The organism is Patescibacteria group bacterium (assembly GCA_041645165.1).
Taxonomy (GTDB): domain Bacteria; phylum Patescibacteriota; class Patescibacteriia; order 2-02-FULL-49-11; family 2-02-FULL-49-11; genus 2-02-FULL-49-11.
The window spans coordinates 36,074-48,815 of record JBAZQN010000008.1 but is presented as its reverse complement, the minus strand read 5'-3'; the positions used below and the strand labels follow the sequence as shown (position 1 = coordinate 48,815).

11 protein-coding genes are annotated in these 12,742 nt (G+C 44.3%); 2 read left to right on the top strand and 9 right to left on the bottom strand.

The features are described 5' to 3' along the window. The first annotated feature begins 199 nt into the window (after positions 1-199). Together WC659_03965 and WC659_03960 are read left to right on the top strand one after the other, a co-directional pair. Entirely contained in the window at positions 200-1,552 is a 1,353-nt protein-coding gene (locus WC659_03965) for a hypothetical protein (protein ID MFA4873065.1), read from the top strand. 10 nt (positions 1,553-1,562) lie between these two features. Beyond that, the gene (locus WC659_03960) at positions 1,563-2,480 is read left to right on the top strand and encodes a sortase (GenBank protein MFA4873064.1); all 918 of its coding nucleotides are present in this window, start codon (positions 1,563-1,565) and stop codon (positions 2,478-2,480) included. Positions 2,481-2,522: 42 nt separating this feature from the next. Here the strand turns inward: WC659_03960 and secF are convergent, their stop codons facing one another. From secF to WC659_03915, 9 genes are all read right to left on the bottom strand, one after another. Continuing rightward, a complete protein-coding gene (gene secF / locus WC659_03955) occupies positions 2,523-3,455 on the bottom strand; it encodes a protein translocase subunit SecF (protein MFA4873063.1) in 933 nt (310 codons plus the stop codon). Positions 3,456-3,584: 129 nt separating this feature from the next. Next, positions 3,585-5,303 (bottom strand): protein translocase subunit SecD, encoded by a 1,719-nt coding sequence (secD, locus tag WC659_03950; GenBank protein ID MFA4873062.1) that lies wholly within the window; start codon positions 5,301-5,303, stop codon positions 3,585-3,587. Positions 5,304-5,474: 171 nt separating this feature from the next. After that, entirely contained in the window at positions 5,475-6,812 is a 1,338-nt protein-coding gene (locus WC659_03945) for a L,D-transpeptidase family protein (protein ID MFA4873061.1), read from the bottom strand. Continuing rightward, complete coding sequence (locus tag WC659_03940) at positions 6,799-7,227, bottom strand: NUDIX domain-containing protein (protein MFA4873060.1); 429 nt, start codon at positions 7,225-7,227, stop codon at positions 6,799-6,801. The genes WC659_03945 and WC659_03940 overlap by 14 nt, the downstream gene beginning before the upstream one ends. Positions 7,228-7,458: 231 nt before the next feature. After that, positions 7,459-7,722 carry a four helix bundle protein gene (locus WC659_03935; protein ID MFA4873059.1) on the bottom strand — a complete coding sequence of 88 codons (264 nt, stop codon included), beginning with the start codon at positions 7,720-7,722 and terminating at the stop codon, positions 7,459-7,461. A gap of 50 nt (positions 7,723-7,772) precedes the next feature. After that, the gene (locus WC659_03930) at positions 7,773-8,339 is read right to left on the bottom strand and encodes a DNA-3-methyladenine glycosylase (GenBank protein MFA4873058.1); all 567 of its coding nucleotides are present in this window, start codon (positions 8,337-8,339) and stop codon (positions 7,773-7,775) included. 10 nt (positions 8,340-8,349) lie between these two features. Then, positions 8,350-8,829, bottom strand: coding sequence for an 8-oxo-dGTP diphosphatase (locus tag WC659_03925; protein ID MFA4873057.1), 480 nt, complete (start codon positions 8,827-8,829; stop codon positions 8,350-8,352). After that, positions 8,819-11,581 (bottom strand): preprotein translocase subunit SecA, encoded by a 2,763-nt coding sequence (gene secA / locus WC659_03920; protein ID MFA4873056.1) that lies wholly within the window; start codon positions 11,579-11,581, stop codon positions 8,819-8,821. The genes WC659_03925 and secA overlap by 11 nt, the downstream gene beginning before the upstream one ends. Before the next feature lie 151 nt (positions 11,582-11,732). Next, positions 11,733-12,734 carry an agmatine deiminase family protein gene (locus WC659_03915; protein ID MFA4873055.1) on the bottom strand — a complete coding sequence of 334 codons (1,002 nt, stop codon included), beginning with the start codon at positions 12,732-12,734 and terminating at the stop codon, positions 11,733-11,735. Between the last annotated feature and the right edge of the window lie 8 nt (positions 12,735-12,742).

Sequence of the window (12,742 nt, the reverse complement as noted above, 5' to 3'; positions counted from 1 at the left end):
AATAGTAGTACAGTGCGTTATGCGGCCGAACGCAGGTCAACGCAGATATACTTCTGCTATCTCATAAATATCCCTATCCTTACCTTGGATTCTAAGTTCAAAAGTAGCATATTATTAACTTTTTGTCAACTTGCGTCCATATTGACAAATATTGAAATATCAGTAATAATACTCTGTTTTATAACCTTAACCATTTATTATGAAATTAATACCTATTCACAAGGCATTCTCTTACGCAGCTATGTTTGCCGTAATTTCAACCGCATTCACTAGTACTTTATTCGTATCGAACGCATCAGCGAATGCGATTCTTTCTCTGGGGCTCTCAGTGACAAAAAATGAAGCATCGCCGGGTGATATAATTGGTTATACTGTTACCTATGCAAATACCGCGTTTGAAAACGCTGACAACATACGCATTATTTTGGACTATGACGAGCACCTGCTTACTCCCCATGATATTGGCAGTGCGGTGCAAAGTTTGGGAACGGTTATATATACTCAGGAGCGTTTAACGCAAAAAACCACAGAAGTGAGAGTGTTTTGGTTCACCATAAAAGAGCAGTTGCCCAGCGGCACTACGACTATTTCAGCCTTCGCGCGATTAAGCGCGGATAATGTGTCATCACTTACCACACCTACTGTTAATATATCTGCGCAGGCTAAGCCGGTGCTGGTTGCCACCGTAAGCGCAGACAAGGATACAGTAAGGCAGGGTGATTTAATTGCCTATACCATCTCCTACCGGAATGATGGAAATACCATAGCACGCAATACGATCCTTACAGACGATTTTGACGAACAAAATGCTGATATTATTCAGACAAGCACAGGCGGTTCGGTGCAGGCCGGTGAAGTGCGCTGGAGTGTGGGAAATTTTTATCCGGGACAAAAAGCCATTCAGACGGTTACGGTGAGGGTGCGCGGATCATCCACACTGGACAAGCTGACGAATATGGTCACTATTACTGCGGATAATGCCACGAGGTTTGATTACCTTACCAGCACAACACTGCTTGATGCCATTGAGGGGAATGACTCATTGTCAGTTCGCATGCTCGTGAGTGACGAAAATGAATATCGAGTAACTTCGCATACTGCTTATCGTGGCGAAAGGGTCAATAGCGAGATCATAGTAACTAATTATTCAGGGTCGCGCGCAGAAGGTATTTTAGTGTCACTTCATTTTGACCCTTTATATTTTGACATTCTTGATTCTCAAGGCGGGATTAAAGAAAAAAATACGCTTTATTGGGAAATCGATCAGCTCGATAATGGGGAAGTGAGGACATGGAATCCAGTATTTCAAGTGACCTCAAATGCTCCCTATCAAACGCCTGTCGCGCTTACCGTGAGTGCAAGCGCTAAGAATTATCAAATCGATAGCACGGAGATTATTACTACTATCCTTTCCGGTACGCCCCGTGTCAGAGCAGCTATTCAAGAATCGCCAAGGACAGGCCCTTCAGCGCTTCTCTCTATCCTGGTATTCAGCATATTCGCCGGTGTGCTGGGTTTCCTCTACAAGACTAAAAATAATTCGTTAGTCTAAATATACAGGCATGTTAACGTTAAAACAGACGCCATCATTGCCACTTCCGCAAATGTCGCGAACGACATTTGCGATCTTCTGTTCCCTCTTTACCGGACTCATCGCCACTTTCATCATGAATTGGTCAACGGTGCGCGCGTATGTAGGATCATTTGAAAGGGTGGAATCATTCATGAGCGACAGTGATCATGACGGCTTATCGGATCCTGAAGAGCGACTTTATGGCACTAATACTTATTTGCCCGACTCTGACGCTGATGGGACGCATGACGGCGATGAGATTTTACGCAATCAAAATCCATTGGGCGCTGGTTCTCTTCCTGCTGAATTTGCAGTGAAAAACACAAAGGTCTCTGACAAGGATAGTGACGGCTTGAGTGACGCATTAGAACAAATTATAGGCACAGGGAGTGACATTGCCGACAGCGATGGAGACACATTTCCTGACGGGCTTGAGGTGGAAAATGGATTTGATCCCACGGGGAAAGGGAGGCCCGCGCTTACGATATCCATCCCCTCGCTTAGGGTACTCGCTCCTGTGGTTTGGTCTGAATCTGATGATGTTAAACGCATAGAGCAAGATCTCAAAAGAGGTGCTATCCATTATCCCGGGACTGCCAGCCCGGGTGAGCGCGGAAACAGCTTTATCACAGGGCATTCTTCAGACTATGTATGGCAGCAAGGCCCGTATACTGATATCTTCAAGGATCTTCCTGATCTTAAAAAAGGAGATGCGGTGGAATTTACGTATACCTACCAGAATAAAAAAAAGCGGTTCGTCCGCTATATTCTCACTGAATCCATGGTTGTGTATCCTGATGATAAAAGATTATTTGCCATTAGTGATACGCCTACCCTTACTCTGGTCACCTGCTATCCTGTCGGCGGCAATGCGCAACGCATTGCATGGAGAGGAATCGCAGAATAAAAATCAACGCATCTTCTTGGTATGTTGTAGTGCTCAATCGCACTATTTTTTATTTTTTTGACTTATATTGTTCCAGATAACCAAAAGAGGCGAAGCGATAAATATGGAAGAATAGGTGCCGAATACGATGCCGGTGATAAGCACAAGCACGAAATGCCTTGTGGTCTCGCCGCCAAGCACAAAAAGAGCCGCAAGCACGATAATAGTCACCAAGGAAGTATTGATGGATCGGGCGAGGGTTTGATTGACGCTTATGTTCGCTATTTCCGCGAAATTTCGACCTCCGATCTTTAGCAAATTTTCCCTGATCCTGTCATATACGACGATAGTATCGTGTACAGAGAACCCTAAGACGGTAAGCAGCGCCGTGATGAATAGCAGATCCACTTCCCAGCCCGCATAATGTCCAAGCACTGCAAAAATGCCTGTGGGGATGGCAACATCGTGCATGAGCGCGATCACCGCGCATACCCCGTATTTCCAGCTCGCCACGGGCTTTGAAACCTTCCTGAAGGAGTATCCGATATACGCGATGATTGCGAGAAGCGCAATAATGATTGCCAAATATGATTTTTGTCGGAATTCATTACTGATGGTCGGACCGATTGATTCAAAACGCTTTTCAATATAGGCCTTGTCAGCTCCCTCGCTTTTTTGCAGCGAATTAAAATTCTCCTCCATGCTCTTTGTAAATCGCTGGTGTTCGCCTTCATCCATGATGCCTAACCGTATGAGATACGTATTTTGATTGCTCATTTGGATTGAAGCAACATCAAATCCATCACTTATGAGCTTCTGTTGAATTTCATACGATGCAGGCGGATTTATTAATGTAGACTCAAGCTCTACCATGGCACCGCCGGTAAAATCAATGCCAAATTTTAATCCCCACACAAATAATGCCGTAGCGGACAGCACTATGAGCAGCGCTGAGAATCCAAGATTGTATTTTCTATTAGGGATTATAGCAAGCATAGTCATTTATTTAAGAAATTTGCGACTTCAGTGTTTTCCGTTTAGGATTCAGATTTTTCTGTGAGTGAGCCTTTTCACACTGGAAGTACACTGAAATATACACTGAAACGACTCAGAAAAATCATATCTTTACATTTTCATATCGCCACTCTTAGTCTCAATGCGGTGGTAACCAAACATCCATAAATGCCTCTTCGCTCCGGTTAAGGCGATTGCCTTTAAAATGGTTCTGCTTACGGTAATGGCGGTAAACATGGATGAAAGAATACCGATGATCAGGGTAACTGCAAAACCTTTGATGACAGAGCTGCCAAACCACATAAGGACCGCACAGGTGATGAGAGACGAAAAATTCGAATCTCGGATGGAGGTCCACGCGCGTTTAAAGCCTTCTTCAACGGCCGTGGGCAGGTCCCTTCCCGCTTTTAGCTCTTCTTTGAGACGCTCAAAAATAAGGATATTCGCGTCAACTGCCATGCCCACTGAAAGGATAAAGCCGGCTATGCCTGCGAGCGTGAGTGTCACGGGTATGAGTTTAAAAAGAACAAGTACGATGCTCGCATAGAGCAATAACGCGAACGAAGCGATGATGCCGGGTAAACGATAGTACAATATCATGAATAACATTACGATAAGTATTCCTATCATACCTGCGCGCAGGCTCTGGTTTAAAGACAAAGAACCGAGGGTGGGGCCTACGGTGGTTTGCGCAATCAAATGAATGGGGACGGGCAGCGCGCCCGCATTGAGGCGTTCTGCGAGCGTGCGGGCTTCTTTTATATTAAACCTCCCGGTGATGACTGCGCTGCCGCCTTCAATTTTTTCCTGAACCGTAGGCACTGAAATTGCCTGCCCGTCAAGAAATATAGCAATAGGTTTGCCGATGTTGGCGCCGGTGAGCTCCGCAAAAAGTTTCGATCCCTCATCATTGAATTCCAGATTGACATTCGGTTCCCCTGTTTGTGAGTTGAATTGAACACTGGCGCGCTTAAGTTGTTTTCCCGAGAGCGCGGTATTAACCCACGGGTCAACTTGAGATGAGATATCTTGTTCAGCGATGGTGCGGAGGAGTATATGCGCGGCATGGACTTCCTTTTCCGGTTCACCTTTCGCCGCGCCTTCCACCTCGCGCTCTTCAATCTTTTTGATAATATGGTAGCCGAATTGGGTTTGCACTAATTCTTTGGTGGTTTCCCCTGCTTTAAGGGTTTCAAAAATCGCCTTATCGAATTCAGGCACAAATACTCCCTTTTTTGCCCATCCTAAATCCCCTCCCTGCTCTTTGGATCCAGGGTCTTCTGAATATTGTTTTGCCAATGCGCTAAAATCAGCATTGGGTGCATGTGATTGCACGAGTACTTCTTGAGCGCTCTTCAGGACTGTTTCATTATCTTTTATAAGCTGTTGCTTTTGTTCTTCAGTAAGCGGTGCATCCGCTACGGGGTTTTGCGTTTTAAATTCAAGCAACGGAGTTTCTCCGATAAGTTTTATCGCCTCATCAACATTAAATACGCCTGCAAGCTCCACAATGACGCGGTATTCATCGCCTGATTGGTTAGTTTGCACCAGAGGTTCTGAAATGCCGAACGCATTGACCCGCCGTTCGATTACATCGCGGACGCCGTTGATTGCGGATTGTTTGTCTGCAAAGGGCACTTGCGAGGTGTCTGCTTGGTAAATAAGGTGGGCGCCTCCCTTGAGATCCAAGCCTAATTTATAAGGAAATTTAGCAAAAAAAGAAGCCGCGGGAACCGCAGTGGGGAGTTTAGGCGCGGCAAAAATAAGTGCAATTAAAAAGAGCGCTATGATGAGCCCTACATACATCCAAAGCCTTTGTTTATTAGTCATAGAAATCCTTACGCATTGTATCAAAATCTCTAAAAAAGTCAAAAAAGTACCTAGAGTTCACCTTTTTCCAAAGGAGACCTCCCCATCCCCTCCTTGCTAAGGAGGGGACAAGGGGTGGTGTCCATAATTCGTTTATTTTGGAACATTGAATAGTTACGGCACCTCAATTTATTATTTAACTATAATGGGAGTGCCAATTGGAGTCCAATCGTAGAGCGCTTTTGCAACTCCTACCCCCACCCGTATACAGCCGTGGGAACGGCGGCTCCCAAGGTGGTCTTCGCCCTCTTTTGTTCCATTAGGCCACTCTGGCAGCTCGTGGATGCCATAGGTGCCGGATGGCACGATTGCCATCCACCACGGCATGAAAAGCCCCCAACGGCGCGAATACGCGCGTGGGATTTTATTGATTACCTTGTGATTCCCAAGAGGAGTGGGATAATCCCATGTGCCTGTAGAGATGGGAAAAGAGGCAAATAAGTAGCCATACGCAAGCACAGATAATGTTTGGTCTGTAGTGTTAATAGATATGGATTTAGAAAGTGAACTATCCTCTATGAGCCGTGATGACTGCAAAGCTATGATTTCATCATTCACCTTTAATGGAATTACACCGCCCCGAAAATTTGCTCCTAAGGGGAAGAATTTATTCGTCATCTTTTCATTGCCAAATCCATCCAGTACGCGGAGCTGCCCGCTTCCCGGGCCCGATCCAACGATTAATTCTTCTTTCCCGTCATAATCCAAATCGCCGCTTTGCACGTAGATGCCGCCCTTAAATTCATTTGGAAACGCCATGAGAGAATTTATCAATGAACCGTCACTGCGATAAATCCGAATTTCAGGATCTCGCAATCCCCCGCTTCCGATAAGAATTTCATCAATGCCGTCGCCTCCTAAATCAATACGATTAAGTTCAAAATCAAACGGTCCCCAATCGTTGATATTAAATGTTTGAATTGGCTTTCCATCAATAAAATTCAAAATAGTGATGGTGAGTGCGCTGCCTATCCTCTCCCCTATCACTAATTCATCATTCTGATCATTATTTATATCAACGCATGTTATAGTGCGATACGATTTTGGCTTTGACGCAAAAAAGAAACCGGGATTCAACAGTCTTCCCGAGGGTGCGAAGGTAAGCACATGGGCATTCCCATAACTCGGCACTACCGCAATAAAGGTGCTGTTTTGTTTTCGGCAAGCGGTATAGGCTATTGGATTATCGAATCCTTTCCCATAGGTCGGAAACGTGCTAAACGTCTTTTCATCAAGACTCCAGGCGTAAATATTGCCATGGGTAGCGGTAAAAAATAGAGTGCGATCAATTGCAGTTACATCCCATTCATTTCCCAATCCTTCGGGTATGGGTACTGTAATTCGCTGCAGTGCACTCAATGATGAACTTGAAACAAAAACAGCCTGCAAGGGCTGCTGTACATCCTCGGCATGAAGTGTGAAAGGTGTTGCAAAAACGATTATGAAAATGATGACTTTATAAATGCGCATGCTGAATAAATTCATGAGTACCGGGAAGCACTTTTAATTTCTTTATTTCTTTTTGGGAACACCAGCGGATTTCCGAAACTTCTGGATTTGTAGGGTGTGGTTTGCCTTTTTTTATGGAGCAATGATAGCAGAGAAGAAATGCTTGTATTTGTTTACCGTGTCGTTCTTTCCAAATATTGGTCCACACATACGGAATAAGGCGTTTTATCGTAATATCACAACCAATTTCTTCTTTGCATTCTCTCTTAAGGGCCTTAGTGGGGTTTTCTCCAGATTCAATCTTTCCTCCCGGAAACTCCCATTTGCCATGAGCAAGAGGTATTTGAGGATCAAAACGGCGTTGCATGAAAATACGGCCTTGTGTATCAGTAATGCAAGCCGATACCACAATCCATTGAGGAATCTTATTTTTCATATTTACAGCATTTAAAAATATTCATCATGTTTCATCTGGATACCATTTCTTAAAAAGTTCTGGATTATAGTGTTTCAAAATTGCTTTGCCCGGATCAGGCGGGAGAACACGTTTGAATTGCATACCTCGACAAGAGCCGCCCTTCACCTTGTCGGCGAAACTTTGGATCAAGCGCGAACACTCGTCCGTCAGACGAAGACCATTTTGAAATGTCGAAATGTCGATATATCTTCAATCGTGGGCAATATACAATTGACTCCCCACTTCTCCTGTCTCGCCTTTGGCAATAAAAAGTGCGTCAATGAATTCAGCCTGTGTGCCGCGATCAAAACCTTCTGCAATGTTGGACATCGGCGAAATTGCTGCTCGGCGGATTTGTCGTTTCAAGTCGAAATCTTTAAAAGAAACGTTGTCCGTTATATCAAATATGAAATTCGCCAATCCTCGAGCCCGTTGCCAGCAAATCAAATCTTCAAACTTTTGTATCGTAGCCATATACGAGAATTTCGACATTTCGAAATATAGACATATCGAAATATCTTTTTTTACAGGAAAAATCTAAACTTCTTTTCACTCCCTTGAAGTTTTTTATTTATCCCAACTCTCTGATCGGTCAAAATATCCTTTTTGTCTATAACCACATTTCGATCTTCCAGCCAAAGTATATCGCCAGTTAAATCAATGCCATAAAAAGCATCAGTAATTCCGAATGATTTACATAGATTTCCCGGGGATTTCGTAAGGGTCGTCGTGTCAACCTCTTTGCCGAAATTCTTTCTCATCATATCAATCCCTTCTTCTGGTTTCACCGCTCTTATGAAGACTACTTCAGGAATATCTTTTTGATTTACTACTATTGCAAATTGATAATGGATACCGTAAATCTTATATACATAGCCATAACCACCCTCACGATACATTACCTCAGTTCTTTTCGTCCTGATGTTCCCATGCGATACTTTGTCTATATATGCAGGATAAGCTTCAACATCCGTGATCATACCTGAAATGATTCCTTTAGTTGTCTTGTGCACCAAGTACTTTCCAAGAAATTTTGGAGCTAATTCAATTGCACCTTTTTGATAAAATTTTTTTGGTAATTCTTTAGTCATCTCTAAGGAATTATATCTCTTTAACCTCCATTAATTCTTGCTCAAGAATATTATCGGATTCTCCGAAAAGAAATTTTCCTTTGAATTTCTTTCCGCTCAATAATAATGGCATCCAATGTATATCATCTGGCCACATTTCATTGAATGGAATCTCATCAAAGTGAAACCATTGCGGTTTCATTTCTTCCGTTTCAACTGGTACTCCTGAAAAATTATCCGATTTAAAAATATGAACTTCTAGAATTTCAGGGTTACCCCTGTATTCAAACTCTAAAATTCCAACCTTATCCATGTTTTTAGTTTCTATCCCAGCTTCTTCTCGCATTTCTCTTCTCGCCGCATCTTTTATCGTTTCCCCCGCAGAAACCTTACCACCAAAACCATTCCATCTTCCTGCTCCAAATCCACGCTTTTTCATTGCAAGCAATATTTTCGGATGCTGATGAATTATACAGAGTGTTAGTAGTTTTGTGATACTTCTACTTCCCATGGCAGTGCTTATACTTTATCGGAGTACCATCTAGTTTTTTTGCTCCGCATGGGCAGGGATCGTTGCGTCCCACCTTTTTGCCATTAAATGAAGTGGTTTTTGATATGGCGGCGTTTTGCGCTTGTGAGGCCGCGCGCGCCCGTTCCATTTCTTTTGCAGGCCCTGAAAGTATCATTGGCTGTTCGCGCGCTAGCGTGCTTTGCGCAAATCGCTGGGCAGCGCCGATTTTGAAAATAGAGTACACCACTTCTTTTCTAATGGCGGTGAGCAATTCAGTAAACATACGGTATGACTCCCGCTTATATTCCACCAAAGGATCACGCTGGCCATACCCGCGCAGGCCAATACCGGTACGTAAGTGATCCATGGCATCCAAATGCTCGATCCAAAGCGTGTCAATCGCGCGCAAGAGAATGCCCCGTTCGATATTTATGAATACAGGAGATTTTAGTGCGATATTTATGCTTGTCTCTAATTCCTTAAAATGCGATTCAACATACCCCATGAGGTAGCCCACAATGGCCGTTCGTTTTGGCGCATCGCCCATTTTTTCACTTTTAACGTCATGTATCTCATCTATCTTAATCCTTGATTGTAACGGCAAGGGCACAATGCTATCAACCGTTTCATAAATCTCATCAAGATTCCATTCGTCTGTCGCTTGTGCGGAGGTATGAAACAGTACCACGGCGCTTATTTCTTCTTCGATCATATTCAGCAGTATTTTTGATATTGCGGAAGGGTCAGGCGATTGGGTAGTGTTGAGTATTTCCCTTCTTTTTTTATAAATAACTTCGCGGTGTTTATTGATAATGTCGTCATATTCCACTAAATGTTTACGGATGTCGAAATTATGTCCCTCCACCTTCCTCTGTGCTGATTCGATTGATTTGGAGACCATGCGGTTCTCAATGGGCATGTCCTCAGGCATACCCATGCGCTCCATCAGCCCTTTCATGCGGTCTGAACCGAAAATGCGCATAAGGTCGTCTTCCATGGAAAGGAAAAATTGGCTCGATCCCGGATCGCCTTGGCGTCCCGCACGTCCGCGCAGTTGGTTATCAATACGCCGCGCTTCATGCCGCTCAGTGCCGATCACATGGAGTCCTCCCAAGCTTTTAATGAGCGCCGCCTCATCTGCCGCCGGCGGGTTGCCGCCCAAAATAATGTCTACGCCGCGCCCTGCCATATTTGTAGCGACCGTCACGCTACCGCGTTTTCCCGCTTGCGCGATGAATCTTGCCTCTTCTTCATGGCGTTTAGCATTTAATACGTTATGAGGAATGCCCTCGAGTGAAAGCAAATGCGACAAATGCTCGTTTTTTTCAATGGAGACCGTGCCAATGAGAATTGGTTGTCCAGATTCATGGCGCACTTTAACCTCCTGTACTATTGACTGCCATTTACCATTTGCCGATTTGTAAATCCGGTCTGGCAAATCTTTGCGGATCATCGGGCGGTGGGTAGGGATCGATACCACATCAAGGTTATATATTTTATGGAATTCTTCCGCTTCTGTCACTGCAGTGCCTGTCATGCCCGCGAGTTTTTTATAAAGCCTAAAATAGTTTTGGAAGGTCACCGTGGCAAGCGTACGCGATTCGCGCTGTATCTCCACTTTTTCCTTTGCCTCAATGGCCTGATGGAGCCCTTCTGAATAACGGCGCCCAAACATGAGCCGGCCGGTGAATTCATCCACAATGATGACTTCATTGTCTTTTACCACATAATCACGGTCGCGCTTAAAGAGCGCATGCGCACGGAGCGCCTGCTCCAGATGATGCACGAGATTTAAGCCTCCTTCCGCGTACAGATTGGTGATATTAAGCGCGCGTTCCATTTTATGAACGCCTTCCTCGGTAAGCGTTGCAGTGCGCATTTTTTCATCCACGTTATAATCAGGGCCTTCGGAAAGCGTCGTAACCAGATCGGCAAATTTATAATATAAATCACCGGACTCCTCCGCGGGAGCGGAAATAATAAGAGGCGTGCGCGCCTCATCAATAAGGATAGAGTCCACCTCGTCGACAATGGCATAGCACAATTCTCTCTGCGCCATTTCCGCAAGATCCCCTACCATGTTATCCCGCAGGTAATCGAATCCGAATTCATTATTCGTGCCATAGGTGATATCCGCCGCATAAGCCTCTTTACGGGTGACGGGACGTAGAAAATCCATGTCAACGGTATATCGTGCAATTTCTTTTTCCTCGGCATCAGATCCGTCTTTCGGGATTTCCTGTTTTTTTGCTTCCGGATCATAAATATACGACACTAACTGCTGCTGTGTGCAGCCTACGGTAAGACCAAGCGCATGATATACCCTTCCCATCCAAGACGCATGCAGACGCGCAAGATAATCGTTGACTGTGACCAAATGAGCGCCTTTCCCTGCGAGCGCATTGAGATATAAAGGCAGCGTGGCAGTCAATGTTTTTCCTTCTCCTGTCCTCATTTCCGCGATCATGCCACGGTGAAGCGCCATGCCTCCAATGAGCTGCACGTCAAAATGGCGTTGTTCGATAGTGCGTCCCGCCGCTTCCCGCACGGCGGCGAAGGCTTCTGGTAATAAATCATCAAGCGTGGTGCCCTGTTCAACGCGGCCCTTAAATTCCTGCGTCTTTGCCTTCAGCGCGTCGTCAGAGAGCTTTTTATTTTCTGCTTCAAGCGAATTAATCCGTTCAACCTGTGGGGTTACTTCCTTAATAAAACGCTCGTTTGGGTCGCCAAAAATTTTAGTTAATAGTGACATATTTATAATCAAGCCATTTCGCGCCAAATGGCTCATTAATCAATAATTTCACTCACAGAGTACCATAAAAACAAAAAAACCGCCATGTACGATAGGTAATTTATATTTCATTATTTAAGCTATTCATTCGAGCCGTTTCAGACAAAATGGCTCATAAAGGCTGCTGCTGCGTTGAACAATGTATGGCCCCCAGACCCCAGATAAGATCAGTACAATCTATACCAATAACGGAACGAGTGGAGAAAAGCTCTTGAAGTATACGCTGCGCTTCTTGATCTTTTTTACACCTAAAGGTAGGTAAAAGTACACTCTTATTTGCGATGTAAAAATTTATGTAACTCGCCGGAAGCCTTTGACCTTCATATATCACGGGGTCAGGGGTTGGAAATGGAATTACTCTAAAAGGTTCTCCATCTTGATCACGAAATTTATTTAAATCTTCATAATTATGCCGCAATACATCATAATCGGGATCATCTGTGCTTTCCGCCACGGCGCATACAATAGTCGACGGATCTGTAAATCGCGCTGAATCATCTATGTGTCCATCCGTATCGTCTCCCGCAATCCCCCGCTTTAGCCACAAAATATTCGAAGCGCCGAGATATTTTTTTAAATTAACTTCAATTTGAGTGCGGTTGAGCTGCGGATTGCGATTTTTATTTAAAAGGCATTGTTCGGTAGTCAATAACGATCCCTTCCCGTTTACGTCTATGGACCCGCCTTCCAGTACTATGCCCGGCTCTATAAGCGAAAATTCGAATTGCTGACATATTTTTTTCGGGACTATATCATCAAGATCGAACGGCGGATATTTATTTCCCCATGAAGTAAAGATCCAATCCATAACGCTTAATTTACCCTGCGTATCGCGGATAAAAATTGGACCGTAATCGCGCGTCCAAGAGGTATTCGTGGGAATCTGTACAAATTCAACCTGCGACATTAAAGTATTCTTTTCATTTAATATACGGCGAGCTTCTTGTTCCATTGCATCGTCGTTCACCAATAAAAAAACTTTCTCACTTTTTGTAAGTTTTTGTATTATTTCAGCGAAAACTCCAGGGATGGAATCGAACTTACCGGGCCAATGATCGCGGTTATGCGGCCAGGCAATCCACGTACCCTTATGAGGCTCCCATTCCGCCGGCATAAAATATC

What these genes read in the sequence shown, in the direction of transcription:
- WC659_03930 (MFA4873058.1), bottom strand. Translation starts at nt 8,339, where the DNA reads ATGACTAAAGAATTACCAAAAAAATTTTATCAAAAAGGTGCAATTGAA.
- secF (MFA4873063.1), bottom strand. Translation starts at nt 3,455, where the DNA reads ATGCTTGCTATAATCCCTAATAGAAAATACAATCTTGGATTCTCAGCG.
- WC659_03925 (MFA4873057.1), bottom strand. Translation starts at nt 8,829, where the DNA reads ATGGGAAGTAGAAGTATCACAAAACTACTAACACTCTGTATAATTCAT.
- WC659_03965 (MFA4873065.1), top strand. Translation starts at nt 200, where the DNA reads ATGAAATTAATACCTATTCACAAGGCATTCTCTTACGCAGCTATGTTT.
- WC659_03935 (MFA4873059.1), bottom strand. Translation starts at nt 7,722, where the DNA reads ATGGCTACGATACAAAAGTTTGAAGATTTGATTTGCTGGCAACGGGCT.
- WC659_03960 (MFA4873064.1), top strand. Translation starts at nt 1,563, where the DNA reads ATGTTAACGTTAAAACAGACGCCATCATTGCCACTTCCGCAAATGTCG.
- secD (MFA4873062.1), bottom strand. Translation starts at nt 5,303, where the DNA reads ATGACTAATAAACAAAGGCTTTGGATGTATGTAGGGCTCATCATAGCG.
- WC659_03915 (MFA4873055.1), bottom strand. Translation starts at nt 12,734, where the DNA reads ATGCCGGCGGAATGGGAGCCTCATAAGGGTACGTGGATTGCCTGGCCG.
- WC659_03940 (MFA4873060.1), bottom strand. Translation starts at nt 7,227, where the DNA reads ATGAAAAATAAGATTCCTCAATGGATTGTGGTATCGGCTTGCATTACT.
- WC659_03945 (MFA4873061.1), bottom strand. Translation starts at nt 6,812, where the DNA reads ATGCGCATTTATAAAGTCATCATTTTCATAATCGTTTTTGCAACACCT.
- secA (MFA4873056.1), bottom strand. Translation starts at nt 11,581, where the DNA reads ATGTCACTATTAACTAAAATTTTTGGCGACCCAAACGAGCGTTTTATT.